Here is a 25,786-nt window from a genome sequence, read left to right on the forward strand (position 1 = left end):
CCCGCAGGCGGCCGACTGCCATATTGCCCATTAAGGTGTAGAAGGATTGCGGGCCACTGCCGGGGCCACGCACTCATAATATTGCGAATGATAATTATTATCAATAATGAAAATGAAAAAATTAAGGGTATTGCGGGCGGCGCATCAGGCGGGGCGTAAAAAGAAAAAGCACGCCTTGCGGCGTGCTTTGCAGGGTATTACCGGTGGCGGTTACTTCTGATCGGGCAGCGCGTAAGCGACCACATAGTCGCCCAGCTTGGTGCCGAAGGAACCGTGGCCGCCGGCGAAGATCAGGACGTACTGCTTACCGTTGACCTCATAGGTCATCGGCGTCGCCTGGCCGCCGGCCGGCAAGCGCGCTTCCCACAGTTTCTCACCGTTGGTCACGCTGAAGGCGCGCAGGTAGTTGTCTGCGGTGGCGCCGATGAAGAACACGTTACCGGCGGTGGTCACCGGGCCGCCCAGCATCGGCATGCCCATTTTGAACGGCAGTGGCAGCGGGGAGCTGTCGCGCACGGTGCCGATGCGTTTTTTCCACACGATGTCGTTGGTTTTCAGATCAACGGCGGAAATGTAACCCCAGGCCGGCTGTTTGCACGGCAGGCCGAACGGTGACAGGAACGGATTCAGCGTGACGCCGAACGGCACGCCATACTGCGGCTGGATACCGGTTTCGGTACCGCTGCCGCCCTTGTCGCCTTCCGGCGGCTCAATCGGGTTGCCTGGGCCGCGCGGGATCAGTTTGGACACGAACGGCAGCGCGATCGGGTTGGCGATGGCGATTTCGCGATCGGTATCGACGGCCAGGCCGCCCCACTCGAACATGCCGAGGTTACCCGGGAACACCAGCGTGCCCTGCTCGGAAGGCGGGGTGAAGGTGCCTTCATAACGCAGGCTGTGGAACATCACGCGGCAGACCAGCTGGTCATAGATGGTCGCGCCCCACATGTCTGCACCGGTCAGTTTCTTCTCAGGACGGAAGGTCAGCTCGGAGAACGGCTGGGTCGGTGACAGGCGATCGCCTTTGGCCGGCCCCTGCGGTACCGGTTTCTCCGGCGCCGGCACCACCAGTTCGCCGTTGGTGCGGTTCAGCACGAAGATGTTGCCGGTTTTGGTCGGCACGTAGATGACCGGCACTTTTTTACCGCTCTTGTCGGTAATGTCCGCCAGGGTCGGCTGCGCCGGTACGTCCATGTCCCACAGGTCATGGTGGACCGTCTGATAGAACCAGGCCAGCTTGCCGGTGGAGGCGTTCAGCGCCAACAGGCCGCTGGCGTAGCGCTCCATTTCCGGGGTGCGGTTGCCGCCCCAGATGTCCGGCGTGGCGACGCCCATCGGCAGATAGACGATATCCAGCTTGGCGTCATAGGCGGCCGGTGCCCAGGAGTTCGGCGAGTTCGGCACGAAGTGATGCTCGTCCGCCGGGATGGCGTTCGGATCTTTCGCGCCCGGATCGAAGGCCCACAGCAGCTTGCCGCTGTTGACGTCGAAGCCGCGGATCACGCCGGAAGGCTCGCGGTTGGAGTAGTTGTCGGTTACGGCGCCGGCGACGACGATCACTTTATCGGTGATCACCGGCGGCGAAGTCGGCTCGTAGTGGCCCGGCGTCGCATACGGCATGTTGCTCTGCAGGTTCAGTTCGCCGTTGTTGGCGAAGTCCGGGCACGGCTTGCCGGTTTCGGCGTCCAGCGCGAACAGGCGGCCGTCGTTGACCGGCAGAATGATGCGGCGTGCGCACATCGCCGGTGCCGCGTTGCCGGCAGCGTCTGCGGCGGCAGCGGTTTCGTGGTAAGACACGCCGCGGCAGGTGATGTGCTGGAAGGTCGGGTTGTACTTCAGCTGCGGATCAAATTTCCACTTTTCTTTACCGGTGGCAGCATCCAGCGCAAACAGCTTCTGGTGCGGCGTACACATGTAAAGGGTATCGCGGATCTTGATCGGCGTGACTTCGTTGGTGATTTCACCCGGATCGTTGGCGGTCTTCAGATCGCCGGTCTGGAAACGCCAAACCTCTTGCAGCTGGCCAACGTTTTTGTCGTTGATCTGGCTCAGCGGCGAGTAACGGGTGCCTTCCTGGGTGCGGCCATAGGCCGGCCAGTCGGCGCCGGTGGTGTCTTTAGGCTGTACCTGCGCGGCGTCGAGGGTGCCGTTGATCTCTTGCGGATCGTTGAACACGGCATAGGCCAGCGCAATGACGGTGATGACCAGCGCCGCGCTCAGCGCACCGTAGGCGAACTTGCCGTTGGCCACCAGCTTACGGTAGATAAACGGCAGTACCAGCCACAGGCCGAAGAAGAAGGTGACGTCCAGACGCGGCGTCAACGCCCAGAAGTCCGGGCCGACTTCCCACAAGGCCCAAACGGTGGTGCCCAACAGGAACACGGCATACAGCAGCAGCGCGGTGGCGCGGCGGCGGAACAGCAGCCAAGAGGTCGCCAGCAGCACCAGCCCGGCGATGATGTAATACAGCGAACCGCCCAACTTGGCCAGCCAAATGCCGCCGCCGAGCAGATACAGCCCGCTCAGGGCGGCAAACAGCGCCGTTATGACGATAAGCGGCGATAGTGACGCTTTATTTTGCATAGCAATACCCTTACCAAAAATGAAAGTCCCCGATTTAGAGATTAAGCCAAATCGGAAAAAACACGCGGTTTCTCCCTAATATTTCAGCGGGAAGCCGCTAGGGTGACGTAAAACCCATCCCGTCTTTTAACCTTAAGGTGCTTTGCCTTATTCAAAGCGGTAAGACAAGGTGGCGCCGCCACCCCAGTTGCGACCCGGCGCCGGCTCGAAATAGCGGCCGTTGCCTTCGTTGACGATCACCGAACCGACGTAACGGCGATCGAACACGTTATCTACCCGGCTGAACACGTCCAGCGCCCAGCGGTTCCAGGTAAAGCGATAGCCGGCGTTTACGCCGGCCACGGTGTAAGAGGGGGCCTGCGCGCTGTTGGCGTCGTTGGCCTGAATGTCGCTCATGTAGCGCAGCTCCGCGCCGGCGTGCCAGCCTTCCGGCGGCGCAAAGGCCAGCGAAGCGTAGCCCATGTTGCGCGCGATGCCCGGCAGGCGATTGCCGGCGGGAATGGTCTGGGCCGGGGTACAAACGGCTTTGCCGCACATATCGCTGCGGTAGGTGGCGTCCAGCAGCGTCCAGGCCATATGCAGGCGCCAGTCCAGCGCAAACTCTTGATCCAGCGCCAGCTCCAGGCCGCGCCGCCGGGTTTTGCCGGCGTTGGCATAGCTGGTGCGTCCACCGCTGCTTTCCGCCACCACCAGCTCGTTGTCGGTATCGGTCTGGAACAGGGCCGCGCTCACCAGGCCGTTGCCGAGGCGCAGTTTGCTGCCCAGTTCGACGGTATCGCTGGTGGAAGGCTGTAGGCCGATGTTGAGGCCTGACTGGCCGTCGGGACGGTAGGAGAGCTCGTTGATGGTGGGGGTTTCAAAGCCGCGGCCGGCGGAGAGATAAACGTTCCACGCCGGATTGATCTTGTAGTTGAGCGAGCCCATCGGCAGCCACTGGTGGTAGCGTTTGCTGCCGCTGTCGTCGCCGTTGCGCGGCGTGATGTAGTAGTCGGTCGAGTCGAAGCTGACCGTGCTGTAGCGCAGGCCGGCGTCCAGCGTCCAGTGCGGCGTCAGTTGCCAGGAGGTTTGCAGGTAAGGATCCAGGTTCCAGATGCGGTTCTTCTCGTTGCGCCGCTGGTCGCCTTTCTCGCCGTAGTCCACTGTGCCGTCTCGCAGAATAAAGTTTTCGAACCCCTGGCGGCGTTCGGTCATGGTTTCATAATCCAGACCGCCGATCAGTGTTACCGGTAACGATGCGAGAGTATCCTCATGCTTCCAGCGAGTGTCAATGCCCTGATATTTTCTTTCCAGCACGATCACCCCGCCGGCGTGGGTGGGGTTGAGCTGCGGCCCCATCGGGATTGATTGGTATTGCGTGGTGTGGCGCTCGCCGTGGTAGGCGGTCAGGGTCAGTTCATCGCGCTCGCTCATCTGGCGTTGATAGCGCAGGCCGGCCTGGGTCTGGTCGAGCGATTTGCGGGTGTTGTATTGATCCGCGCGCGGCGCCTGGCGCGGGTTGGCCTTCCATTCCGCCTCGGTCAGGCCGCCCGGATCGCCGGCGTCAATCGAGACGCTGTTGAACATCAGCGTCAGGGTGCTGACGTCGTCCAGCCGCACGCCGAGCTTGCCGTTGCCGAGGTTTTTCCGCGCGGCGCTGTGATCGCGGTAGCCCTGGGTGGTAAAGCGGGTGCCGGAGATGGCGTAGTTGACGTCGCCGGCCTGGGTACCGTCGCCGGTGGCGCCGGTCGCTTTCACCCCATAGCGCCAGGTGTTGTCGCTGCCGAAATAGCCGCCGGCTTCCAGCGTCGGCGGCTGGGTGCCGGTTATCGTATCAACATTGATCACCCCGCCCGAGGCGTTGCCGTACAGCGCGGAATAAGGGCCGCGCAGCACCTCGATGCGTTCGACGGAATTGATGTCGATATTGGAGGTTTGCCCCTGGCCGTCGGGCATGGTGGCGGGAATGCCGTCGACGTACATGCGCACCCCGCGCACGCCGAACATCGAACGGCTACCGAACCCGCGTATCGACATCTGCAGATCCTGCGCATAGTTTTGCCGATTTTGGATCTGCAGGCCCGGCACGCTGCCGAGGTTTTCCGACAGGTTAATCTGCGGCGCGGCGTTGCGCAGGGTTTCGCCGTCGATCACGCTGACGGAGACCGGCGACCCCAGCTCGGTCAATCCGGTGGGTTGCGCCATCACCACCAGGGTGTCGCTTTTTTCTTCATTATTTTCTGCCGCCAGTGCCTGGCTGGCGAACATAGGCTGTAGCAATAGCATTGCAGCCGGGGTAAGCACGGCGCTTTTCTTACTGGTCATGGAATAAATCTGCCACTGGTATTGAAAGGGAATCGCAGGTCGATTCAGAGTTAGCCATCTGTCGCTCCATCTACATGACGCTAAACGAAAAGGGTAAGGCATCCTGACGTCAGTATAGAGTATCTCGGGCAGGAACGTTCCCGGAAAAATCTTCAGTCCGCAGCGGCGACTCACCGATTCATGAGCCTGGTTCATAAGCCCAAGCGTATTTCGCCCCATAGTCATGGCGGCCGTCGCGTTTTACAGTCATCACACCGGAGCGGCTCCGCGTCAGGCGGGGCCGGTATCAATCAGCGGGAGAGTGAAGATGCAAACACGCAAGTTGGGGCGCGAAGGGCTGGAAGTTTCGGCGTTGGGGTTGGGCTGCATGGGGCTGAGCTTTGGCTACGGCCCGGCCACCGACAAACGGCAGGCGCTAGAACTGATCCGCGCCGCGGTTGACGAGGGGGTGACGCTCTTCGATACCGCCGAGATTTATGGTCCGTTCACGAACGAGGAACTGTTGGGCGAAGCGCTGGCGCCGGTGCGCGATCGGGTCGTCATCGCCACCAAATTCGGTTTCGATCTGCCGCAGCCGGCGGGGCAACAGGTGTTGAACAGCCGTCCGGAGCATATTCGCCGGGCGGTGGAAGGTTCGCTGAAGCGCCTGCGGATAGAGACTATCGATTTGCTGTATCAGCACCGTGTCGATCCCGAGGTGCCTATCGAGGAGGTGGCCGGTACGGTGCAGCAACTGATTCGCGAAGGGAAAGTGAAGTACTTCGGCCTGTCGGAAGCCGGCGCGCAAACCATTCGGCGTGCCCACGCCGTGCAGCCGGTCACGGCGCTGCAAAGCGAATATTCGCTGTGGTGGCGCGAGCCGGAGCGTGAAATCTTGCCGACGCTGGCAGAGCTGGGCATCGGCCTGGTACCGTTCAGCCCGCTCGGCAAGGGCTTTCTCACCGGCGCCATTACCGCGAACACCACCTTCGACAGCGGCGATTTTCGCAACGTGGTGCCGCGCTTCAGCGCCGAAGCGCGCCGGGTCAACCAGGCGCTGGTGGATGTGCTGGGGCAGATAGCGCAGCGCAAGGGCGTGACGCCGGCGCAGATCGCTCTGGCCTGGCTGCTGGCGCAGCAGCCGTGGATCGTGCCGATCCCGGGAACCACCAAGCGTCACCGGCTGGAAGAAAACCTCGCGGCGGCGGCGGTCGCGTTGGCGGCGGACGAACTGGGCGAGATTGAGCGCGCGCTCTCCGCGATCGACGTGATCGGCGATCGCTATCCGGCGCATCTGCAGAAAAACGTCGGGCGTTAAGCCCCGCGTCGCAGCGCCTCAATCAGCAGCGCAAAGGCGGTGGTGTGCTGCCTGCGGCTCGGATAATAGAGGTAATAGCCGGGAAACGGCGGGCACCAGTCGTCCAGCGCCATCTGCAACCGGCCGTCGGCCAGCGGCTCGGCGACGGTATCTTCCGGCACGAAGGCGATGCCGAGGCCGAGCTGCGCGGCGTCGATCCGCTGGCGCAGGCTGTTGAAGGTCAGTTGCCCCTCCACCCGCACTTTAATCTCCCGGCCATCGCGGGCAAATTCCCAGGCGTACAGCCCGCCGAGGGTGGGCAGGCGCATGTTGATGCAGCGATGGTTTTGCAGCGCTTGCGGCGTGGTAGGGAGGCCGTACCGGGCGAAATAGGCGGGCGAGGCGACGGGCACCATGCGCATGTCCGGCCCGATGCGCACCGCAACCATGTCCTTCGCCACCTGTTCTCCCAGCCGGATGCCGGCGTCGAAACGCCCGGCGACGATGTCGGTCAGGCTGTTGTCGACGGTGATTTCCACGTTGATATCCGGGTAATCGACGAGAAAAGTGCGCAGCACCGGCCACAGCACCGCATCCACCGCGTGTTCGCCGGCGGTGATGCGGATATTGCCGGCGGGCCGATCGCGCATTTCACCCAGCGCATTCAGCTCGCTTTCAATCTCCGCAAAGCGCGGGCCAATGCTGTTGAGCAGCCGCTCACCGGCTTCGGTGGGGGCCACGCTGCGGGTGGTGCGCGTGAGCAAACGCAGCGCCAGGCGCTCTTCCAGCCCGCGAATGGCGTGGCTGAGCGCCGATTGAGAAACCCCAAGCTGCGCCGCCGCTTTGGTGAAGCTGCGCTCCCTGGCCACCATCAGAAAAGCGATCAGATCGTTAAAGTTTTCTTTCAACATACCGGCACCGGAGAGCAAGGTTAGGGCGCTGTCGCGCGTAGATTTATGAATTGAGCTCATAGCTCCTTGTGCATTTTACCCGCTAGTCGCTGGAAAAGCATGGCGCTATCTTGGCATTACTGACTCATGACGATCAGCGCCGGCTGTGAGAGCCGGCGCGGAGGACACAACAGATGAAAATACAACGCAGCGGTTCGATTCCATCACAGCGCGGTTCGGCGGACTATTTTACCGGACAGGTACGCATCGACGCCCCCTTCGCCGGTGACGCGCCGGCCAGGGTGGGCGGTGCGACCGTCACCTTCGAACCCGGCGCGCGCACCGCCTGGCATACCCATCCGCTCGGCCAGACGCTGATCGTCACCCAGGGGCGCGGGTGGATCCAAATGTGGGGCGAGACCACGCAGGAAATGCACCCCGGCGATATCGTCTGGATCCCGGCAGGCGTCAAACACTGGCACGGTGCGACGCCGGACACCGCCATGACCCATATCGCCATCGCCGAAGCGGTGGACGGCAGCCCGGTAACCTGGCTGGAGCCGGTCAGCGAAGTGGACTACCGGCAATAAAGCCGCTCAGGCCTCGTGGCTCCGTTCGCAAAACCGCAGGCGGTTGCCGAACGGATCGGTCAGGTTCAGCTCTTTGCCCCAGTCGACAATCTCCAGGCCCGGCCGGGCATAGCGATAGTTTTTGGCCGTGAGCTCCCGGTGCAGCGCGTCGATATCGTGCACCGGAATGAAAAGGGCGGCGCCTGGCGTGCTGTCGCCGTAGTGTTCACTCAGGTGCAGCGTCAATCCGGCGCGGCTCACCTGCATGTACAGCGGCAGATCTGCGCTGAAACGGTGCTCCCATTCCAGCGTGAAACCGAGAAAGTCCAGATAAAACTCTTTGGCCTTGTCGACCGAAAAGATGCGCAGGATCGGAATGGCGGGGGAGAAGGTGATCATCATCGATCTCACTGTTACGTTAGCGGCAGCCGATATGGATATCGACCGCCTCGGGGCTGGTATAGGCTTCGAAGTCGGCCCAGATGGCTTGCCAGCCTGCGATGACCGCTGCCGGCATGGCGCCACGGGCCTGGAACACCAGATAGCGGCCGGGTTGGATGTGCAAACCATTCTCTGCCGCGTTGCCGGCGGTAACGTCAAACGGCCCGCCGGCGTCGGAGGCGTAGTTAGAGTAGACCCCATAGACCGGCGTGGTGGGCGAGGTGGCGAAAAAGTCTGACCACAGCGCGGGGATTTTAGCCGTCTCGGGCCGAGTTTCGTCCTGATTGGTGGTTCTGACCGTTTGGCCGGCGACGTAAAAGCCGGGCAGCTGTACCGAGAGGGGGTGCATAGCGGAAATTCCTTTTAATTAAGCGCTTGAACGAGAGGCCTAAAGGTAGCAAAGGCTTTCCGGATCCGCCAGACAGGGCCCCCGCAGACGCGGAGGCCGATCGCATCAAGCGCCCAAACCGCCAAGGCACAGGTATTTGATCTCGAGATAGTCCTCGATGCCGTATTTTGAGCCTTCGCGGCCTAAACCGGAGTGTTTCATGCCGCCGAACGGCGCCACCTCGGTGGAAATCAGCCCTTCGTTGATGCCGACGATGCCATACTCCAGCGCTTCGGCCACGCGCATCACCCTGCCGATGTCGCGGCTGTAGAAGTAAGCGGCCAGGCCGAACGGCGTGTCGTTGGCCAGTTCGATGGCTTCCGCCTCCTGGCTGAAGCGGATCAGGGGCGCCACCGGGCCGAACGTCTCCTCGCGGAAGATTTTCGCCGTGCGCGGCACATCGGTCAGGATGGTCGGGGTGAAGAAATTGCCGCCCAGCGCGTCAGGCTTGCCGCCCAGCAGCACCGATGCGCCGTGCTCGACGGCGTCGGCGATATGCTCGCGCACTTTCTCCACCGCGTCCGGGTTAATCAACGGGCCGATGGTGACGCCGTCATCCAGGCCGTTGCCGACTTTCAGCTTGGCGACGGCGGCTTTCAGTTTGGCGGCGAAGGCGTCGTACACGCCGTCCTGCACCAGAAAACGGTTGGTGCAGACGCAGGTCTGGCCGGCGTTGCGGTATTTCGAGGCGACCGCGCCGGCCACGGCAGCGTCCAGATCGGCGTCGTCGAACACGATAAACGGCGCGTTGCCGCCCAGCTCCATGCTGGTTTTCTTGATGGTGGGCGCACACTGGGCCAGCAGCTGCGCGCCGACTTCGGTGCTGCCGGTGAAGGAGAGTTTACGCACGTCCGGGTTGGCGGTGAGCTCGCCGCCGATGCCTTTACTGGGGCCGGTGATCACGTTGCACACCCCGGCGGGCAGCCCGGCGCGCTCTGCCAGCACGGCGATCGCCAGCGCCGAGAACGGCGTCTGGCTGGCGGGGCGGATCACCCCGGTGCAGCCGGCGGCCCAGCCGGGGCCGGCTTTGCGGGTGATCATCGCCGCCGGGAAGTTCCACGGAGTGATGGCGGCGAACACGCCGATCGGCTCTTTCTGCACGATGATGCGGCGACCCGCCTGGGGCTGCGGAATGGTGTCGCCATACACCCGCTTGCCTTCCTCGGCAAACCATTCGATAAAGGAGGCGGCATAGGCGATTTCACCGCGGCTTTCGGCCAGCGGTTTGCCCTGTTCCGCCGTCATGATGCGCGCCAGATCTTCCTGATTTTCCATCATCAGTTCAAACAGCCGCCGCAGCTTGCCGGCGCGTTCTTTGGCGGTCAGCGCACGCCAGGCGGGCAGCGCCTTTTTGGCGGCGGCGATAGCGCGCGCGGTTTCTTCGGCGCCGAAGGCCGGCACATGGCCAACCAAGTCGCCGTTGGCGGGGTTATGGATGGCGATCGCGTGGCCTGCTTTGGCCGGCAACCATTGCCCGTCGATGTAATTGGCCTCGCGGAACAGCGTGGGGTCCTTGAGGGTAGCGCTGATGCTGGTGCTCATTGGTCTCTTCCTTTGCTGAGTTCAACAGAATGGTCTATCCCATACGGCTACCCTTTACCCTAGCAAACTTTGCCGTCGCCGTTTGCCAGCGTGGCGACAAGATGAGCGTTTTCTTCATGCGCACCTTCTGTACAAAAAATATCCGCCGCCGGGCCGATACTGAAAGAGCAGGCATATGACCCTTTTCGATGTGATTAAAAGGAGTGTGCGAATGATGAAATCAGTGGACAGACATCTCGCGGCCTACGGCAGCGAAATGGATTTTTTGGCGTCGAGTATCGCCCTGATGGAATGGCAAGGGCGGCAGATTGACGCCGGGCAGGTGGCCGGCAATATGTCGGAACAGCAAAGCCGCCTGTTCTTTGCGCGGTTGAGTTATTTTCGTCAGCTTTATCAGGCCGCAGCGGCGGCCGAACACAGCCTGTAATTTCCCGATTCAGCCCCGCCGCAGCGGGGCTTTTCATTTCAGCGTTGCCACACTCCGGTCGCCAGCGTCGCCGGCGAATACTCCAGATCGCGTCCCCGCCACGGCAGCGCCGCTGCAAAGCGCCAGGCGCGGTGAACGTCAAACCGCCAATAGCGTTCCGCCCCTTCAACGCCGGGATCCCCTTGCGCCTGCCAGAGGATCTGCGTTTTTCCTTGCAGGTGCAGCACGTCGCCGCGATCGAAATCGATGAACAGCAGCGCCGCCCGCGGTTCGGCCAGCAGGTTGCCCAACGTATTCATATAGCGGTTGCCGCGAAAGTCCGGCATCCACAGCGTGTCACCTTCCAGATGGATAAAGCCGGGGCGCCCGCCACGATGAGAAATATCGACGCCGCCCTGGGCCAGTTCCAGGTGCGCGCCGCTGGCGACGAAGCTGGTGTCCGCGGTGCGGATCAGCGCCTGCGCCGCCGCATCGAGCGACGCTAAATGCTCTACCGGCTGTGGCCGGCTCTCCACCGGGTAGAGTTCGCGGCGCTGAATGTACTGCGGGCAGTTGCCGAAGCTTTGGTGAACGACGATCTCCACCCGGTTTTTGTCGGTGCGGCCGACGGTGCCGTTGGCGCGATTGCGCCGCCGGTTGCTGAAGTCGAGCCCGAGCGCGCCGACCGGTTTGCCGGGCAGCAACAGCGCCTGGGCGGGATCGTCGCTGCGGCGCGGCGCGCTGATGCGCAGGTGCGTGTCATCCGGCGTGCGTAAAAATCCGGGCGGGCCGCTGAACAGAGTGGCGATGGGCCAGCCCTGGTCGTCCAGCGTGGCGACGAACAGGTAGGGCAGCGCGGCGAAAAACGCGCAGTGCTGATCCGGCATCGCGGGGTAGATGCCGCCGCCCACGCGATCGAAACCGGCCAGCGTCTGCGCGCGCAGCTCATCGGGGTGGAACCGTTGCGGGATCATGGCATCAGCTCGCCGCCGGTTCCGGCAGGGCCGGCATGGCGAAGAAGCCGGGAAGCGCCGCGATGTTCGCCACCCAGCGCCGTATGGCGGGGTAAGGCGCCAGCGAAATGCCGCCTTCGGCCGCGACCGCCACATAGCTATAGCAGGCCAGATCGGCGATGGTCGCCTGTTCGCCGGCCAGATAGCCGCGCTCGCTCAGGTGTTGCTCCATCTGCGGCAGAAAACGATCGCTGATTGCCCGCGCCGCCTGATAATCCTCCGGCACGGCGAACTGGGCGATTAATCGGCAGGAGGCCGGGCCGTAGCGGACTTCGCCGGCGGCTTTGGAAAGCCAGACCTGCACCCGCGCCGCCGCCGCCGGCTGTTCCGGCAGCCACTGGCTGTCCGGCGCATAGCGTTTCGCCAGATAAACCAGAATGGCGTTGCTGTCGGCCAGCGTCAGATCGCCGTCCTGCAAGACCGGGATCTGGCCGAACGGGTTGAGCCGGCGAAAGGCCGCGCTCTGCCGCACGTCCGCCGAGGCTTCTACCCATTCATAGGGCAGCGCCAGCATGCGCAGCAGCAAAGCCACGCGGTGAACATGGCCGGAAAGCGGGGTGCCGTAGAGGGTGATGGTGGACATGGCGTTTCTCCTCAATGCTTTTTTTCAGCATACTCTTGCGGTGAGTGAGCGGAATCCGGCAATGTGGAAATTGATAATTTCACTTATCGGAAGAGTCTATGGATCGGTTAGACGAGTTGGCCATCTTCGTGGCGGTGGTGCAGCAGGGCAGCCTGGCGGCCGCCGGGCGCAAACTGCGGCGCTCGGCGCCGGCGATCACCCGGGCGATCGCCGCGCTGGAACAGCGGTTCGGCACCCGGCTGGTGGAGCGCACCACTCGGCGGCTGGCACCCACCGAGGCGGGCGTGCGGCTGCTGGAGCGCGCGCAACAGCTGCTGCAGGATTATCAGGCGGTGGTGCAGGATACCGCTGAAGCGCAGCTGAGCGGCTTGCTGCGCGTCACTTCGCCGGTGCAATTCGGCCGCCGCTACGTGGCGCCGGTGGTGATGGCATTTCTCGATGACTACCCGCAGATGCAGATCGAAATGGTGTTGAACGATCGCAATCTCGATCTGATCGACGAAGGGCTGGATATCGCGGTGCGCATCGGCCATCTGCAGGACTCTTCGCGCGTGGCGCGGCGGCTGGGGCAGGTAAGCCGGGTGACGGTCGCCAGCCCGGCTTACCTGGCGCGCTGTGGCGAGCCGCACTCACCGGCGCAGCTGGCGGAGCATGCTACCATCGTCGGCACCCAGCGGCCGTCACTGCGCGAATGGCGCTTCGGCCCGCAGGAAAACGGCGAGCGGGTGCGCTTGGCCCCCCGGCTGTTGCTCAACGACGTGGAAGCGCAGCTGCTGGCGGTGCGTGCCGGCAAGGGCATCGCCCGTCTGCTCTCGTATCAGGTGGCGGACGATTTGGCCGCCGGTACGCTGGTACGGCTGCTGGCGGACCATGAACCGTTGCCGATGCCGGTACAGCTGGTGGCGCAGCAGGCGCAGCGCATGCCGCTGAAGGTGCGCGCCTTTTGGGATTATGCGTTTGAGCGGCTAAGCGCATTGCCGCAAATTCAGCCGGGCGGGCGGGGAAAATAAGCGCAAAAAGTTTCATGGGTTAAACTTTTTCGCCGCCGGCGTTGTTTTATTTTACCGGGCGCGCATTGCTGATAGACCCGTCTTGACAATAATGTTGCCGGTGCTAATAGTTAATTTATATCTTAAATAATAAACGAAGTTTAATATATGAAACAACTTGCGGGGAGCTATGACAACGGCGCTGCGGTGGATAATGAAGACGCTATTTTGGCTTCATTTCAGACCCGTAGTTCGGCTATTTATCATCAGACAAAACATGAAAAGAATATTGCGTATGGCGAAAGCGAACGCGAGACGATGGATTGGCTCTATTCTGCAAAGCAGCACCAGGGAACGTTAATTTTTATTCACGGCGGCTATTGGCAATTCTGCGATAAGGCTGATTTCGCCTTTATCGCCGCCGGGCCGTTGGCGTTGGGTTTTGACGTGGTGCTGGTGGAATATGCGCTGGCGCCGGCGGTTAATCTTGACGCCATTTGTCGCCAGGTGGGGGCGGCGCTTGATGCTATTCAGCGCCGTCTGCCGCCGCACTATGCCCATCCGGTGCATCTGTGCGGCCATTCCGCCGGCGGGCATCTGGCGGCGTTTTGGCAGCAGCATGCGTTGGTGGAGGCGGTCTTTCCCATCAGCGGCCTGTTCGAACTGGCGCCGCTGCAAGAGAGCTATGTCAACCGGGCACTGCAGCTGACCGCGCGGCAGATTGAAACGCTCAGCCCGGCGCGCCACCCGCCGGCGCGCAGTAAGCCGCTCACGCTGTATTACGGCGCGGCTGAGCTGCCGGAGCTGATCGGTCAGTCGCAACACTATCACGAGGCGCTGCGCCAACGCGGGTTGCCGGCCGAACTGGTCGCGGTGCCCGGCGCCAATCATTTCACCATTCTGGATGCGTTGTTCGCCGCCGACGGCGCGCTGCTTCGCCAACTTGACCACCACGGGAACCACTGACATGCGCGAGATCGTAGAGACCGGGCTGCCGGACATCGGCCAGCCTTTTTCCTGGGCCACCCGGGGCGGCGGCATGCTGTTTACCGCCCACGGCCCGGTGCGGGCGGACGGCAGCATCGAGACCGGCGCGCCGGAGCGACAGATTGCGTTAACCTTCGATAACCTGGCGCAGACGTTGAAGGCGGCGGGCAGCCACAGCGATAAGGTGCTGCAGGTGATCGTTTATCTTACCGACGTCAACGACGTTAAATTGCTCGATGATATTTACCGGAAATACTTTAATTATCCTTATCCCAATCGTTCCACGGTTATTGTCGAAAAACTGGTGGTGCCGGGAATGAAAATAGAAATCACCGTCAGCGCCATCGCCTGATTTAATTTTTATTAAGTCCGTCTTTATATTAATTCAATAACGAGTTAAGGATGCGTCATGTTTAAACAGATTGCACCTTCTGCAGCCGATCCTATTATGTCGCTGATGGAAGCCTATTTGCAGGACCCCAATCCGCAAAAAGTGAATTTAGGTATTGGGCTCTATTACGACCGGCAGGGGAATATTCCGCTGATGCAGGCGGTGGAGGCCGCCGAGCAGCGGATGCTGGCGCTGCGTCGCCCGCACGGTTATCCGCCGATCGAAGGTTCGCCGCAGTTCGCTCGCCAGGTGCAGGCGCTGCTGTTCGGCGAGCAACAGGCGGCCGAAATCGCCACGGTGCAGACCATCGGTGGCTCCGGTGCGCTAAAGTTGGCGGCGGATTTTTTGCGCCACTTTCTGGCGCGCGGTGACATTTGGGTGTCCGATCCCACCTGGGCCAATCACTGGGCGATATTTGAAGGCGCCGGGCTGCGGGTGAATACCTATCCCTATTTTGACGAAGCGGCGGGCGGCCTGCGTTTCGCCGCCATGCTCGACGCGCTGGACAGCCTGCCGCCCGGCAGCGTAGTCCTGTTGCATCCTTGCTGCCATAACCCGACCGGCACCGATCTGACGGCGGAGCAGTGGCGCGCCACGCTCGCCGTGCTGCAGCGGCGTAAGCTGCTGCCGCTGTTCGATATCGCCTATCAAGGCTTCGGTGACGGGCTGGAGGAGGACTGCTTTGCGTTGCGCGAAGTGCTGAAAACCGAGCTGCCGTTTTTGGTCTGCAACTCGTTTTCCAAAAACGTGGCGCTGTACGGCCAGCGGCTGGGTGCGCTGTCGGTGCGCTGCGCCGATGCGGAAAACGCCGCCAACGTCAAAGGCGCGTTAAAAACGCTGATCCGCCGCAGCTACTCCTGCCCGCCGACGCACGGCAGCCAAATTGTGGAAACCCTGCTCGGCGACGCCGAACTCGGTGAGCTTTGGCGCAATGAGCTGGCGGAAATGCGCGTGCGCATCAAGCAGATGCGTGAACAGCTGGCTGCCGGCCTGGCGCAGGGCGGCTCTTCGCTGGATCACCGGCGCATACGCGATCAGCGCGGCATGTTCAGCTATACCGGTCTGAACGAGGCGCAGCTGCAGACCCTGCGGCAACGTTACGCCATCTATCTGGTTTCGCCCGGCCGCATGTGCCTGCCAGGGCTTAATCCCGGCAATATCGACTACGTGACCGCCGCCATTCTCGACGTCACCCGTACCGCCTAACTTCGCTCGGGAACACAGCCATGCCACAGATGAATGATTTTGAGCATATCGCTCGCCGTCAGGGCGGGTTGAACAAGCATCTTACCGCCGGGCAGATGTCGATGTTGGCGATCGGCGGCGCCATCGGCACTGGGCTGTTTCTCGGCAGCGCCTACGCCATTCAGATGGCGGGGCCGTCAGTATTGCTGAGCTACCTGATCGGCGGCGTTATTGCGCTGCTGTTGATGGGCAGCCTGGCTGAAATGACCTCCGAACACCCGACGCCCGGCTCGTTCGGCGACTATGCCGAATTCTACCTCGGCCCGCTGTTCGGTTTTCTGGTGCGCTATTCCTACTGGTCTTGCGTGGTGCTGGCGGTGGGCACCGAAGTCACCGCTATCGGCATGTACATGCAGTTCTGGTTCCCGGCGACGCCGACCTGGCCGTGGGTGCTGCTGTTCTCGGCGGCGGTGATCGTCGTCAACGTGATCGGCGTGAAGTCGTTCGGCCAGGTGGAATACGCGCTGTCCACCGTCAAAGTGACGGCGATCGTGGCGTTCATTCTGATCGGCATCGGCATTCTGGCGTTCTCGGGCAACCCGGCTTACGGCCTGCGCAACCTGACCGCCGGCGGCTTCATGCCGTTTGGCGTCAAGGGCATGTGGTTCGCGGTGATCGTGTCCATCTTCAGCTACCTGAGCATTGAAATGATCGCGGTGGCCGCCGGCGAGGCGAAAAATCCGGTGATTGCGGTGAAGGCAGCGTTCAAGGGCACCATCGTGCGGCTGTTCATCTTCTACATGCTGTCGATCGCCCTGATGCTGGCCATCGTGCCCTGGCGGCAGTCCGGCACCGGCGAAAGCCCGTTCCTGATGGCGATGAACGTGATCCATCTGCCCGCCGCCGCCGGTATTTTCAACTTTATCGTGCTGGTGGCGGCGCTGTCGGCGATGAACAGCCAGCTGTATATCACCACCCGCATGATGTTCTCGCTGTCGCGCGCCGGGCAGGCGCCGGCGGCGTTGGGGCGCGTCAGCCGGCGCGGCATTCCGGTCAATGCGCTGGCGATGTCGTGCATCGGCATCGTGGTGTCTATCGTGCTGAGCCTGGTGGCACCGGAAACGTCGTTCGCCGCCATGATGTCTATTTCGGTGTATGGCGCCTGCTTTACCTGGCTGATGATTTTCGTCACCCACCTGTTCTTCCGCCGCCGGCATCGGCAGACCCACCTGAAGTTCCGCATGTGGGGGTTCCCCTATACCACTTTGCTGGGTGCCGGGCTGATGGCGGCGCTGATGATCTCGACGGCGTTTACCGAATTCTTCCGCATGACGCTGTGGTTCGGTATTCCGTTCACCTTGCTGCTGGTGGTGGCTTATCACTTCCAGAGCCGCCGCGCGGCCGTGCCGTCGCCACTCAAGGCGCCGGAAGTGGAGTAATGCGGGGGAGGGGCTGAGGCGCGCCTCAGCCCCGGGGATTACAGCTGGCTTTTCGGGATCAGGTGGTCGCCGAAGCTCAGGCGTTGGCGGCCCGGTTCGATTTCGGTCAGCGGCGCCACTTCGTGCAGCGAGGATTTGCAGCGCTGTACCAGATCCTGATACTCGCGGGTGCCGGCGATCTTCCAGGCCAGCTCCTGTTCGGTCAGATCGCGCAGCACGCGCGCCGGGCTGCCGACCACCAGCTTGTTGGCTTCGATCACCGCCGCGGCTTTGACGAACGCCATCGCGCCGACGATGGTGTTCTCGCCGATCTCCGCGCCGTCCATCACCACCGCGTTCATGCCCACCATCGCATTGCGGCGAATACGGCAGCCGTGCAGGATGGCGCCATGGCCGATATGGCCGTCTTCTTCCACCACCGTGTCCTGCTGCGGGAAGCCGTGCATCACGCAGTTGTCCTGAATGTTGGCGCCGTCGCAGATCACCAGGCGGCCAAAATCGCCGCGCAGGCTGGCATTCGGGCCGATGTACACGTGCTTGCCGACGATCACGTCGCCGATCAGCACCGCCGTCGGGTGCACGTAACTGCTGGGGTCAACGACCGGCGTCAGGCCGTCAATCTGATACACAGGCATAGCGTGAGTTCCTTAAAATGTAGGGTCGCGCGGCAGGCCGCCGAAGCGCCGATAGTAGCCGGCGGCCGGCGCGGGCAGGGCGCCGATGGTGGTTTCCGCCAGCGCGCTGACGTACTCCGTCGCGGCGCGATCGACCTGCTGATAAAGATTGATGCACAGGTTGCGGGCTATCTGGCCCTCCCACTGCGCGGGCAGCAGCGCGTCCGGCAGCAGCGGATCTTTCAACACCACGCGACGGAAGAAGTGAATCAATAATAGCTTAATCTGGAAACAGCGCAGCGGCGTCAGCGCCGCCGGATCGACTTCGCGCAGCAGCGCCATCAGCGGCCGGAAGGAGACGATAAACTCGTGATAGCCGGCCGCCACCTCGTTTAGCGACCAGCAGTCGGCCACCAAGTTCTGCAGGGTTTGCTCGGAGCGGTTATAGGGATAATCGGCGCGGAAGTAAATCACCTGCTCGCTGGCGTTCAGCTCACCGAGCAGCGCCGTCACGTCGGTTTGCGCATGGGTGGGGGCGGCCATCAGGTTGCTGGCGATCTGCCCGAACCCGAGCCAGCCCAGCTCTTTTTTCAGCCGCGCGCGCTCGTTTTTTTCGGCGCTTTCCAGCAGCAACAGCTCCCACTTGCCGTCCCAGGCGGGCTGCTCGCGCAGATAGATTTTCGATTCGGCGTGGCGGAACTGGCGCATCCCCTGCTCGGTCACGCGGTAGAAGCTGCGGCGGCCTATTTTCTCCACCGCCAGCCAACCCTCTTTCTGCAGGCGGAACACCGAGGTGCGCACGAAGCGATCGCCGAAGCCAAAGGCCTCCAGCAGCGCGCTCAGGCTGCCGAGCCACACTTCGCCGCCGCGGTGGCTCAGCGCGTCGCCGTACAGCGAAATGATCAGCGAGGTGCCGCTGATCGGCTGCGCGTCGACGGCATGGCGAATGAACTCATCCAGTTTATGTTCCATATTTTTCCATGGGTTAGCCTTCGATGAGCCATAACATTACCATAATTTAAGGCGGCGTCATCCGTGACGCCGTGCGCTTCAGCGCGGCCGCAAATCGACCACGCGCTGCGCTTTGCCTTCCGAGCGCGGAATATCGCCGCAGTTGGCGATGCTGACGTCGGTGCTGACGCCCACGATCGATTTGATGTGGTGGCGCAGCTGGTGGCAGATGTCGCAACGCTGCTGGTGGCTGAGGCTGAGCGCCGACTCCTTGAGCTCGACGCGCACCGCCAGCGTGTCCAGATGCCCGCTGCGGCTGACCTGCAGTTGGTAGTGCGGCGACAGCTGCTCGAACTGCATGATCTGCTCTTCCACCTGCGACGGGAAGACGTTGACGCCGCGGATGATCAGCATGTCGTCGGAGCGGCCGGTGATCTTGCCCATGCGGCGCATCTGGCGCGCGTCGCCCGGCAGCAGCCGGGTGAGATCGCGGGTGCGGTAGCGGATCACCGGCAGCGCCTCTTTGGTCAGGGTGGTGAACACCAGTTCGCCGTGTTCGCCGTCCGGCAGGGCGATGCCGGTTTCCGGGCAGATGATCTCCGGCAGGAAGTGGTCTTCCCAAATGGTAGGGCCGCCGCCGCTCTCCAGACACTCCATCGCCACGCCCGGCCCCATCACTTCCGACAGGCCGTAAATATCCAGCGCTTTGATGCCCATGCGGGTTTCGATTTCGTGGCGCAGGGCTTCTGTCCAGGGTTCGGCGCCGAACACGCCGAGCCGCAGCGAACAGCCGCGCGCGTCGCCGCCCATCTTGCGCTCCAGCTCGTCGATCAGCGTCAGGCAATAGGACGGCGTCACCATGATGATGTCGGGTTTGAAATCGAGGATCAGCTGCGCCTGGCGTTCCGTCTGGCCGCCGGACATCGGGATCACCGTCGCGCCGAGCCGCTCCGCGCCGTAGTGCGCGCCGAGGCCGCCGGTGAACAAGCCGTAACCGTAGGCGACATGCACCTTGTCTTTGGCGGTGGCGCCGCCGGCGCGCAGACAGCGGGCGACGATATCGGCCCAGTTATCGATGTCGCGCTGGGTGTAACCCACCACCGTCGGGCGGCCGGTGGTGCCCGAGGAGGCATGGATGCGCACCACCTGTTCCATCGGCACCGCGAAGGTGTCGAACGGGTAGTTGTCACGCAGATCCTGCTTGGTGGTGTAGGGGAAGCGCGCCAGATCGCTCAGCTGTTTGAGATCGTCGGGGTGCACGCCGGCCTGGTCAAATTTGCGTTTGTACATCGGCACATTGTCGTAGGCGTGGTGCAGCGTCCACTTCAGACGCGCCAGCTGCAACGCTTCAATCTCATCGCGCGAGGCGAATTCGATCGTTTCGAGGGGCTGTGGATTTATTGTCATGGTTAGCCTCAGGGGTCAGACACGCTCAATGATCATGGCGATGCCTTGGCCGACGCCGATGCACATGGTGCAAAGCGCGTAGCGGCCGGCTCGCCGTTCCAGTTCAAACAGAGCGGCCAGCGCCAGGCGCGCGCCGCTCATGCCCAGCGGATGCCCCAGGGCGATCGCGCCGCCGTTGGGGTTGACCTGCGGGGCATCGTCCGGCAGGCCAAGCTGGCGCATTACCGCCAACGCCTGGGCGGCGAACGCTTCGTTCAGTTCGATAACGTCCATCTGCGCCAGGCTCAGCCCGGCGATTTCCAGCACCTTGCGGGTGGCCGGCAGCGGGCCGATGCCCATCAGCCGCGGCTCCACGCCGCAGGTGGCGGTGGCAACAATGCGCGCGCGCGGCGTCAGCCCCTGGCGCGCCGCCATCGCTTCGGAGGCGACGATCAGGGCCGCCGCACCGTCGTTCAGGCCCGAGGCGTTGCCGGCGGTGACGCTGCCGGGCTGACGGAACGGGGTTTTCAGCGCCTGCAGCTGATCAAAGGTGGTGTCGGGGCGCGGGTGTTCATCCTGGCTGAACAGCGTCACCGCGCCTTTTTTGCCGGTGAGGCTGACCGGGGCTATCTCCTGCGCCAGGTGGCCCAGCGCCTGCGCCCGGGCGGCGCGCTGCTGGCTGCGCAGCGCAAAGGCGTCCTGATCGGCACGGCTGATGTTGAACTGCGCCGCGACGTTTTCGGCGGTCTCCGGCATCGAATCGGTGCCGAACTCGGCCTGCATCCGCGGATTGACGAAGCGCCAGCCGAGGGTGGTGTCGTATAGCTGCGCCTGGCGGCTGAAGGCGCTGTCGGCCTTGCCCATCACCAGCGGCGCGCGGGTCATCGATTCCGCGCCGCCCGCCAGCAGCAGCTCGGCGTCACCGGCTTTGATGCTGCGCGCCGCCATCGCCAGCGCATCCAGGCCCGAACCGCACAGGCGGTTCACCGTGGTGCCGGACACGCCGACCGGCACGCCGGCCAGCAGCAGCGCCATGCGTGCCAGGTTGCGGTTGTCTTCCCCGGCCTGGTTGGCGCAGCCGAGGATCACGTCGTCCAGCTGTGCCCAATCCACCTGCGGATGGCGTTCCAGCAGCACGCGCAGCGGCAGGGCGGCGAGGTCGTCGGCACGCACCTGGGCCAGCGCGCCGCCATAGCGGCCGATCGGGGTACGCACGCCGTCGCAGATAAATGCCTGATTCATGCCTGATCTCCTAAAATGCTGTGGCCGAGGCGGTGCGCGCGACCGCGGAACCAGGCGACGGTTTTGCCCTGTTGGTTAACGATTTCGACGTCATACAGCCCGGTGACTTTGCCCTGATGGCGCATCTCCGCGCTGGCGGTGAGGCGATCGCCGGCCAGCGCCGGGCGGACGAAGTCGATGCTGCAGCCGGAGGCCACCGCCGCCAGCCCCTGGCTGTTGCAGGCGTAGGCGAAGGCGGTGTCCGCCAAGCTGAACAGCTGGCCGCCGTGGCAGGTCTGGTGGCCGTTGAGCATCTGCGGGCCGACGGTCATGCTGACCTGAGCGTACCCGGCGTCGACGGCATCGATGTGCATCCCCATCGCCTGAGCGCAGGTATCTTGTTGGAACATCTGTTCGGCGCAGCGCTGAGCCAGCGCGCGCGGCGTATTGGCGTTCATCGTTCGGCTCCTGGGAAAGAGGCGGGGGAAGCGTAGCGGCGCAGCAGCGGCATCGGGCGATAGCGCGCTTCGCCGTAATAGCGTTGCAGGTTTTCCAGCGTCGCCAGAATGTGGCGCCAGCCGAGCGAGGCGCCCCAGGCAAGCGGCCCGCGCGGATAGTTGACGCCGCGCAGCATCGCCAGATCGGTATCTTCGGCGTTTGCGACGCCTTTGTTCACCACGTCGAGCGCTTCGTTGGCCAGCATGGCCAGGGTGCGCATAGTCAGCAGGCCGGGGTAATCCGGCAACGGAATGACCTGCTTGCCGAGGGACTGCAGCAGGCGAATCGCTTTGGCATTGTGTTGCGCATCGTTTTGCGCCGCGCAGCTGATGGCGATGGCGGAGGCGTGCGCATAGTCGGCACAGAGATCGAACAGCACCACGGGCGTTCCACGTTCGTCGGCCAGTTGGTCGGCGGTTTTACCATTGGTTAACATCAGTGTAACGTCGTCGATCGTGACGTGTGGGCTGGTCTGGCCGGGTTGTTTGATCGCCCCCGCATTTTCGCTTAACAGCTGCGCCAAATCGGCCAGCGAAGACCAGTCGCCGTGCAGCGTAACGCGTTGCGGCAGTGCGCCCTGCGCCGGTGGAGCAAAAGCGATCTCGGCGGTGGGGATCTGCGTGTCGTAGCGGTAGAAACCGCGGCCGGATTTACGGCCGAGGTGCCCGGCGGCCACCAACTCCTGCTGCACCAGTGAGGGCGTGAAGCGCGGATCCTGATAGAAGGCCTGATACACCGATTCGGTCACGGCGTAATTGACGTCCTGGCCGATCAGATCGGTCAATTGCAGCGGGCCCATGGCGAAGCCGCCGGCGTCGCGCAATACCGCATCCAGCGTGGCGGCGTCGGCCACCTGTTCCTCCAGCGCGCGCAGGGTTTCGGCATAGAACGGCCGCGCCACGCGGTTGACGATAAATCCCGGCGTCGAGCGGCACACGACGCTCTGCTTACCCCAGCGCTGTGCCAGGGCCTGCAGCGCGGCGAGGGTCTCGGCGCCGGTCTCCAGGCCGCTGACGATCTCCACCAGCTTCATCAGCGGCGCCGGGTTGAAGAAGTGCAGCCCGGCCATGCGGGCCGGGTGTTGCAGTGCCCCGGCGATGGCGGTGATCGACAGCGAAGAGGTATTGCTGGCGAACAGCGTCGTGGGCGAGCAGAGCGCCTCCAGATCGCGGAACAGGCCCTGTTTGATCGCCAAATTTTCCGCCACCGCTTCAATCACCAGCGTGCAGTCGGCCAGCTGCTCGAGCGAGTCGGCGCATTCGAGGCGCGCCAGCAGGGCTTCGGTGGGCGCGGCGTCGGCCTTGCCGTCGTCGACCCGCTGGCGCAGGCGGCGAGCGAGATCGTCGATCGCGTGCTGGGCGGCGGCGGGCGCGATATCGAACAGCCGCACCGGGTGGCCGGCGGCGGCGGCCACCTGGGCGATGCCGATGCCCATGGTGCCGGCGCCGATCACCGCCACCTGGCCGTTAAGAAGGGGCGCGTTCATGGCTATTTCCCGCTGAAGTTTGGCGTGCGTTTGGCAAAGAACGCGCTGACGCCTTCGCGATAGTCGTCGCTGCGGCCGCCCAGGCGCTGCAGATCGCGCTCCAGATCGAGCTGCTGATCGAGGCTGTTGGTGGCCGAGCTGTAGAGGGCTTTCTTGATCAGCCCCAGACCGTAGGTCGGCTGGGTGGCCAGATGGCGCGCCAGCGTTTGCGTGCGGTCGGCCAATTCATCCGCCGGCACTACCTGCCAGATCATGCCCCACGCCAGCGCCTGTTGGGCGCTGATTTTGTCACCCAGCATGGCCATGCCCATCGCGCGGGCGTGGCCGGCCAGCCGTGGCAGGAACCAGCTGCCGCCGGAGTCAGGCACCAGCCCCAGACGGCAGAACGACTGAATGAAACTGGCATTGTCGGCGGCGATGACGATATCGCACGCCAGGGCCAGCGCGGCGCCGGCGCCGGCCGCCACGCCGTTGACCGCGCACACCACCGGCTTCGGCAGGGCGGTCAGACGACGGATCAGGGGGTTGTAAAAACGTTCGACCGACAGGCCGAGATCCGGCGCCTGTTGATCGGCGCTGACGTTGCGATCGTTGAGATCCTGCCCGGCGCAGAAACCGCGCCCGGCGCCGGCGATCAGCAGGCAGCGCACGCTGTCGTCGCGCTCGGCTTGCGTCAGCGCTTCGCTCAGTTGGCGATGCATCTCGTCGTTAAAGCTGTTGAGCCGGTCCGGCCGGTTGAGGGTCAGCGTCAACACGCCGGCGTCGAGATGGCTGAGAATCAATGCGTTGTCCATAAATCAGCGCCCCTGATAGTTTGGCGTACGTTTTTCGAAAAAGGCGGCGATGCCTTCGCGGCGATCGTCGGTGGCGGCCAGGGTGACGAACTGCTGACGCTCCATCGCCAGCCCCTGGCTAAGGCCGATTTCCTCGGCCTGTTTCAGCGCCTGTTTGGCGGCGCGCAGCGCCAGCGGCGCCTGACGGCTGATGCGATCGGCAATCTGTTGCGTGCGTTCCAGCGTCAGGGCATCGACGCACACTTCGCTGATAAGACCGGCCTGCAGCGCGGTGCGGGCGTCGATGGGCTCGCCGGTCAGCACCATCTGGCTGGCGCGCGACTTGCCGACGCAGCGGATCAGGCGCTGGGTGCCCCCGGCGCCCGGCATCAGGCCGAGGGTGATCTCCGGCAGGCCGAAGCGGGCGCTTTCGCCGCCGATGACGATGTCGCAGGCCAGCGCCAGCTCGCAGCCGGCGCCCAGGGCATAACCGTTCACCGCCGCCAGCAGCGGCTTGCTGAACTGCGCCAGCCGCTGCCACAGCTGCGGACGGCGATCCGCCAGCGCGGCCGGCAGATCCTGCTGTTGCAGTTCGCGCAGATCGGCGCCGGCGGCGAAGAAGCGCGCCGCACCGGCGATCACCACGGCGCCCACTCCGCTGTCGGCGTCGGCCTGCTCCAGGCGAGCAACCAGCTGTTCCAGGCACGGCGTGCTCAGGGCGTTGCGCGCCTCCAGGCGATGCAGCGTCAGCGTGACCACGCGGTGCTGCTGCTGATGCAAAATAAAGGGGGTGTCCATCACGGCTCCTAGACGTCGAAGTCCAATACCACGCCGTCGCCTTTCGGCCACGACTGGCAGCTCAATACGTAGCCCGCCGCCAGCTGATCCGGCTCCAGGCTGTAGTTGACGCCCATCTCCACCTGGCCGGCCTTCAGGCGGCATTTGCAGGTGGCGCATACGCCGCCTTTGCAGGCGTAGGGCAGGTCGGCGCCCTGGCGCAGCGCGGCGTCGAGAATGCTGTCGTCCTGTTCGCCGATCTCGATATCCAATCGGCGGCCGTCGAGCAGGATCGCCACCCGGGTGGCGTTGCGATCGCCGCTGCTTCGCGGGCGGGCGGCCAGGCCGCTGGTGTTGAAGCGCTCACTGTGGATGTGGTTGGCCGGGATGCCGGCCTGTTCCAGCACGGTTTGCGCGTCGTCCATCATCGATTCCGGCCCGCAGATAAAGGCGTGGTCATAGTCGCGGAAATCCAGCAGCGCGCCGCCAATCGCCGTCAGGCGTTCACGGTCGATGCGGCCGCTGAGCAGCGGGCTGTCGAGACTTTCCTGGCTGAACAGATACAGCTGCTGGAAACGCTGTGGGTAGCGGTTTTTCAGATCCGACAGCGCCTCTTTGAACATCATCGTACGGCTGTTGCGGTTGCCGTAGATCAGGGTGAAGCTGCTGCCCGGTTCGAGCAGCAGCGTCGCCTTGATGATCGACAGCATCGGCGTGATGCCGGAGCCGGCGGCGATCGCCAGGTAGTTGCCGTGGCGCTCTGCCTGCGGCTGGTAGCCGAAGCGCCCCTGAGGCACCATCACCTCCAGCGCATCGCCGACCTTCAGCATGCGGTTGACGAAGCCGGAGAAGCGCCCCTGGTCAATCGCCTTCACGCCGATCTGCAGCAGGCCTTCCTGCGGCGAACTGCAGATGGAGTAGCAACGCCGCAGCTCTTCGCCATTGACCAACGCCTTGAGCGTCAGGTGCTGGCCGGGGGTATAGCGGTATTGGTTTTGCAGCTCTTCGGGCACCCGCAGGGTGATGGCTACGGCGTCCGGCGTTTCGCGCTCGATGGCGGCAACGTTCAGGCGATGAAAGACCGTCATGGTGTCAGC

The 25,786-nt window shown here is 63.6% G+C and carries 25 protein-coding genes; 8 read left to right on the forward strand and 17 right to left on the reverse strand.

The annotated features are described in order from the left end of the window. Positions 1-210: 210 nt before the first annotated feature. Both ACJ8HT_RS02150 and pqqU read right to left on the reverse strand, forming a co-directional pair. Positions 211-2,583 carry a glucose/quinate/shikimate family membrane-bound PQQ-dependent dehydrogenase gene (locus ACJ8HT_RS02150; RefSeq protein ID WP_142110140.1) on the reverse strand — a complete coding sequence of 791 codons (2,373 nt, stop codon included), beginning with the start codon at positions 2,581-2,583 and terminating at the stop codon, positions 211-213. A 147-nt stretch (positions 2,584-2,730) separates the two neighbouring features. Next, positions 2,731-4,884 carry a TonB-dependent receptor PqqU gene (gene pqqU / locus ACJ8HT_RS02155; RefSeq protein WP_197652519.1) on the reverse strand — a complete coding sequence of 718 codons (2,154 nt, stop codon included), beginning with the start codon at positions 4,882-4,884 and terminating at the stop codon, positions 2,731-2,733. A gap of 307 nt (positions 4,885-5,191) precedes the next feature. Between pqqU and ACJ8HT_RS02160 the strand changes: the two genes are divergently transcribed. Further along, a complete protein-coding gene (locus ACJ8HT_RS02160; protein ID WP_197652520.1) occupies positions 5,192-6,181 on the forward strand; it encodes an aldo/keto reductase in 990 nt (329 codons plus the stop codon). On the opposite strand, the gene ACJ8HT_RS02165 is transcribed toward ACJ8HT_RS02160, so the two are convergent. Continuing rightward, positions 6,178-7,071, reverse strand: coding sequence for a LysR family transcriptional regulator (locus ACJ8HT_RS02165; protein ID WP_197652691.1), 894 nt, complete (start codon positions 7,069-7,071; stop codon positions 6,178-6,180). The two genes, ACJ8HT_RS02160 and ACJ8HT_RS02165, sit on opposite strands and share 4 nt — an antisense overlap. A gap of 173 nt (positions 7,072-7,244) precedes the next feature. Here ACJ8HT_RS02165 and ACJ8HT_RS02170 point away from each other — a divergent pair, with 173 nt between their 5' ends. Beyond that, the gene (locus ACJ8HT_RS02170) at positions 7,245-7,640 is read left to right on the forward strand and encodes a (R)-mandelonitrile lyase (protein ID WP_194571726.1); all 396 of its coding nucleotides are present in this window, start codon (positions 7,245-7,247) and stop codon (positions 7,638-7,640) included. A 6-nt stretch (positions 7,641-7,646) separates the two neighbouring features. Here the strand turns inward: ACJ8HT_RS02170 and ACJ8HT_RS02175 are convergent, their stop codons facing one another. The 3 genes from ACJ8HT_RS02175 to gabD form a co-directional block, all read right to left on the reverse strand. Continuing rightward, positions 7,647-8,015, reverse strand: a complete 369-nt coding sequence (locus ACJ8HT_RS02175) for a glyoxalase superfamily protein (protein ID WP_194571730.1) — start codon at positions 8,013-8,015, stop codon at positions 7,647-7,649. Positions 8,016-8,037: 22 nt separating this feature from the next. Further along, positions 8,038-8,409 (reverse strand): GyrI-like domain-containing protein, encoded by a 372-nt coding sequence (locus ACJ8HT_RS02180; protein ID WP_197652522.1) that lies wholly within the window; start codon positions 8,407-8,409, stop codon positions 8,038-8,040. A 105-nt stretch (positions 8,410-8,514) separates the two neighbouring features. Beyond that, positions 8,515-9,990 carry an NADP-dependent succinate-semialdehyde dehydrogenase gene (gabD, locus tag ACJ8HT_RS02185; protein WP_197652524.1) on the reverse strand — a complete coding sequence of 492 codons (1,476 nt, stop codon included), beginning with the start codon at positions 9,988-9,990 and terminating at the stop codon, positions 8,515-8,517. 211 nt (positions 9,991-10,201) lie between these two features. Here gabD and ACJ8HT_RS02190 point away from each other — a divergent pair, with 211 nt between their 5' ends. After that, a complete protein-coding gene (locus ACJ8HT_RS02190; protein WP_049201387.1) occupies positions 10,202-10,417 on the forward strand; it encodes a glycogen synthesis protein in 216 nt (71 codons plus the stop codon). 38 nt (positions 10,418-10,455) lie between these two features. Here the strand turns inward: ACJ8HT_RS02190 and ACJ8HT_RS02195 are convergent, their stop codons facing one another. Both ACJ8HT_RS02195 and ACJ8HT_RS02200 read right to left on the reverse strand, forming a co-directional pair. Next, a complete protein-coding gene (locus ACJ8HT_RS02195; RefSeq protein ID WP_197652527.1) occupies positions 10,456-11,370 on the reverse strand; it encodes a pyridoxamine 5'-phosphate oxidase family protein in 915 nt (304 codons plus the stop codon). A gap of 4 nt (positions 11,371-11,374) precedes the next feature. Then, positions 11,375-11,992: a glutathione S-transferase family protein gene (locus ACJ8HT_RS02200; protein ID WP_197652528.1), complete on the reverse strand. Its 618-nt coding sequence runs from the start codon at positions 11,990-11,992 to the stop codon at positions 11,375-11,377. A gap of 98 nt (positions 11,993-12,090) precedes the next feature. Here ACJ8HT_RS02200 and ACJ8HT_RS02205 point away from each other — a divergent pair, with 98 nt between their 5' ends. From ACJ8HT_RS02205 to ACJ8HT_RS02225, 5 genes are all read left to right on the forward strand, one after another. Further along, the gene (locus tag ACJ8HT_RS02205; RefSeq protein ID WP_195873512.1) at positions 12,091-13,002 is read left to right on the forward strand and encodes a LysR family transcriptional regulator; all 912 of its coding nucleotides are present in this window, start codon (positions 12,091-12,093) and stop codon (positions 13,000-13,002) included. Positions 13,003-13,149: 147 nt separating this feature from the next. Continuing rightward, positions 13,150-13,947: an alpha/beta hydrolase gene (locus ACJ8HT_RS02210; protein WP_197652531.1), complete on the forward strand. Its 798-nt coding sequence runs from the start codon at positions 13,150-13,152 to the stop codon at positions 13,945-13,947. 1 nt (position 13,948) lies between these two features. Then, positions 13,949-14,320 carry a RidA family protein gene (locus ACJ8HT_RS02215; protein ID WP_049201377.1) on the forward strand — a complete coding sequence of 124 codons (372 nt, stop codon included), beginning with the start codon at positions 13,949-13,951 and terminating at the stop codon, positions 14,318-14,320. Between the two features lie 57 nt (positions 14,321-14,377). Beyond that, the gene (locus ACJ8HT_RS02220) at positions 14,378-15,565 is read left to right on the forward strand and encodes an amino acid aminotransferase (RefSeq protein WP_197652533.1); all 1,188 of its coding nucleotides are present in this window, start codon (positions 14,378-14,380) and stop codon (positions 15,563-15,565) included. 20 nt (positions 15,566-15,585) lie between these two features. Next, positions 15,586-16,983 carry an amino acid permease gene (locus ACJ8HT_RS02225; RefSeq protein ID WP_197652535.1) on the forward strand — a complete coding sequence of 466 codons (1,398 nt, stop codon included), beginning with the start codon at positions 15,586-15,588 and terminating at the stop codon, positions 16,981-16,983. A 38-nt stretch (positions 16,984-17,021) separates the two neighbouring features. On the opposite strand, the gene paaY is transcribed toward ACJ8HT_RS02225, so the two are convergent. The 9 genes from paaY to paaE all read right to left on the reverse strand — a co-directional run bounded on the left by paaY (position 17,022) and on the right by paaE (position 25,777). Beyond that, positions 17,022-17,618, reverse strand: coding sequence for a phenylacetic acid degradation protein PaaY (paaY, locus tag ACJ8HT_RS02230; protein ID WP_021505794.1), 597 nt, complete (start codon positions 17,616-17,618; stop codon positions 17,022-17,024). A gap of 12 nt (positions 17,619-17,630) precedes the next feature. Next, positions 17,631-18,569, reverse strand: a complete 939-nt coding sequence (gene paaX, locus ACJ8HT_RS02235; protein WP_060439657.1) for a phenylacetic acid degradation operon negative regulatory protein PaaX — start codon at positions 18,567-18,569, stop codon at positions 17,631-17,633. A 78-nt stretch (positions 18,570-18,647) separates the two neighbouring features. Then, on the reverse strand, positions 18,648-19,955 hold the full coding sequence (gene paaK, locus ACJ8HT_RS02240; RefSeq protein ID WP_016927188.1) for a phenylacetate--CoA ligase PaaK: 1,308 nt from the start codon (positions 19,953-19,955) through the stop codon (positions 18,648-18,650). Between the two features lie 15 nt (positions 19,956-19,970). Further along, positions 19,971-21,176: a 3-oxoadipyl-CoA thiolase gene (gene pcaF / locus ACJ8HT_RS02245; protein ID WP_197652537.1), complete on the reverse strand. Its 1,206-nt coding sequence runs from the start codon at positions 21,174-21,176 to the stop codon at positions 19,971-19,973. Further along, on the reverse strand, positions 21,173-21,613 hold the full coding sequence (gene paaI / locus ACJ8HT_RS02250) for a hydroxyphenylacetyl-CoA thioesterase PaaI (RefSeq protein WP_195873511.1): 441 nt from the start codon (positions 21,611-21,613) through the stop codon (positions 21,173-21,175). The genes pcaF and paaI overlap by 4 nt, the downstream gene beginning before the upstream one ends. Further along, complete coding sequence (locus tag ACJ8HT_RS02255; RefSeq protein ID WP_197652539.1) at positions 21,610-23,139, reverse strand: 3-hydroxyacyl-CoA dehydrogenase; 1,530 nt, start codon at positions 23,137-23,139, stop codon at positions 21,610-21,612. The genes paaI and ACJ8HT_RS02255 overlap by 4 nt, the downstream gene beginning before the upstream one ends. A gap of 2 nt (positions 23,140-23,141) precedes the next feature. Then, positions 23,142-23,933: a 2-(1,2-epoxy-1,2-dihydrophenyl)acetyl-CoA isomerase PaaG gene (paaG, locus tag ACJ8HT_RS02260; protein ID WP_033635102.1), complete on the reverse strand. Its 792-nt coding sequence runs from the start codon at positions 23,931-23,933 to the stop codon at positions 23,142-23,144. Positions 23,934-23,936: 3 nt separating this feature from the next. Beyond that, positions 23,937-24,710: a 2,3-dehydroadipyl-CoA hydratase PaaF gene (gene paaF, locus ACJ8HT_RS02265; protein WP_195879857.1), complete on the reverse strand. Its 774-nt coding sequence runs from the start codon at positions 24,708-24,710 to the stop codon at positions 23,937-23,939. A gap of 8 nt (positions 24,711-24,718) precedes the next feature. After that, positions 24,719-25,777: a 1,2-phenylacetyl-CoA epoxidase subunit PaaE gene (gene paaE, locus ACJ8HT_RS02270; RefSeq protein ID WP_197652541.1), complete on the reverse strand. Its 1,059-nt coding sequence runs from the start codon at positions 25,775-25,777 to the stop codon at positions 24,719-24,721. Positions 25,778-25,786 lie beyond the last annotated feature (9 nt).

The sequence above is a fragment of the Serratia sp. CY44782 genome (assembly GCF_052168715.1).
Classification (GTDB): Bacteria; Pseudomonadota; Gammaproteobacteria; order Enterobacterales; family Enterobacteriaceae; genus Serratia; species Serratia nevei.

Coding starts and splice junctions, on each gene's coding strand:
- ACJ8HT_RS02150 (WP_142110140.1), bottom strand. CDS start 2,583: ATGCAAAATAAAGCGTCACTATCGCCGCTTATCGTCATAACGGCGCTG.
- pqqU (WP_197652519.1), bottom strand. CDS start 4,884: ATGACCAGTAAGAAAAGCGCCGTGCTTACCCCGGCTGCAATGCTATTG.
- ACJ8HT_RS02160 (WP_197652520.1), top strand. CDS start 5,192: ATGCAAACACGCAAGTTGGGGCGCGAAGGGCTGGAAGTTTCGGCGTTG.
- ACJ8HT_RS02165 (WP_197652691.1), bottom strand. CDS start 7,071: ATGTTGAAAGAAAACTTTAACGATCTGATCGCTTTTCTGATGGTGGCC.
- ACJ8HT_RS02170 (WP_194571726.1), top strand. CDS start 7,245: ATGAAAATACAACGCAGCGGTTCGATTCCATCACAGCGCGGTTCGGCG.
- ACJ8HT_RS02180 (WP_197652522.1), bottom strand. CDS start 8,409: ATGCACCCCCTCTCGGTACAGCTGCCCGGCTTTTACGTCGCCGGCCAA.
- gabD (WP_197652524.1), bottom strand. CDS start 9,990: ATGAGCACCAGCATCAGCGCTACCCTCAAGGACCCCACGCTGTTCCGC.
- ACJ8HT_RS02190 (WP_049201387.1), top strand. CDS start 10,202: ATGATGAAATCAGTGGACAGACATCTCGCGGCCTACGGCAGCGAAATG.
- ACJ8HT_RS02195 (WP_197652527.1), bottom strand. CDS start 11,370: ATGATCCCGCAACGGTTCCACCCCGATGAGCTGCGCGCGCAGACGCTG.
- ACJ8HT_RS02200 (WP_197652528.1), bottom strand. CDS start 11,992: ATGTCCACCATCACCCTCTACGGCACCCCGCTTTCCGGCCATGTTCAC.
- ACJ8HT_RS02205 (WP_195873512.1), top strand. CDS start 12,091: ATGGATCGGTTAGACGAGTTGGCCATCTTCGTGGCGGTGGTGCAGCAG.
- ACJ8HT_RS02210 (WP_197652531.1), top strand. CDS start 13,150: ATGAAACAACTTGCGGGGAGCTATGACAACGGCGCTGCGGTGGATAAT.
- ACJ8HT_RS02215 (WP_049201377.1), top strand. CDS start 13,949: ATGCGCGAGATCGTAGAGACCGGGCTGCCGGACATCGGCCAGCCTTTT.
- ACJ8HT_RS02220 (WP_197652533.1), top strand. CDS start 14,378: ATGTTTAAACAGATTGCACCTTCTGCAGCCGATCCTATTATGTCGCTG.
- ACJ8HT_RS02225 (WP_197652535.1), top strand. CDS start 15,586: ATGCCACAGATGAATGATTTTGAGCATATCGCTCGCCGTCAGGGCGGG.
- paaY (WP_021505794.1), bottom strand. CDS start 17,618: ATGCCTGTGTATCAGATTGACGGCCTGACGCCGGTCGTTGACCCCAGC.
- paaX (WP_060439657.1), bottom strand. CDS start 18,569: ATGGAACATAAACTGGATGAGTTCATTCGCCATGCCGTCGACGCGCAG.
- paaK (WP_016927188.1), bottom strand. CDS start 19,955: ATGACAATAAATCCACAGCCCCTCGAAACGATCGAATTCGCCTCGCGC.
- pcaF (WP_197652537.1), bottom strand. CDS start 21,176: ATGAATCAGGCATTTATCTGCGACGGCGTGCGTACCCCGATCGGCCGC.
- paaI (WP_195873511.1), bottom strand. CDS start 21,613: ATGAACGCCAATACGCCGCGCGCGCTGGCTCAGCGCTGCGCCGAACAG.
- ACJ8HT_RS02255 (WP_197652539.1), bottom strand. CDS start 23,139: ATGAACGCGCCCCTTCTTAACGGCCAGGTGGCGGTGATCGGCGCCGGC.
- paaG (WP_033635102.1), bottom strand. CDS start 23,933: ATGGACAACGCATTGATTCTCAGCCATCTCGACGCCGGCGTGTTGACG.
- paaF (WP_195879857.1), bottom strand. CDS start 24,710: ATGGACACCCCCTTTATTTTGCATCAGCAGCAGCACCGCGTGGTCACG.
- paaE (WP_197652541.1), bottom strand. CDS start 25,777: ATGACGGTCTTTCATCGCCTGAACGTTGCCGCCATCGAGCGCGAAACG.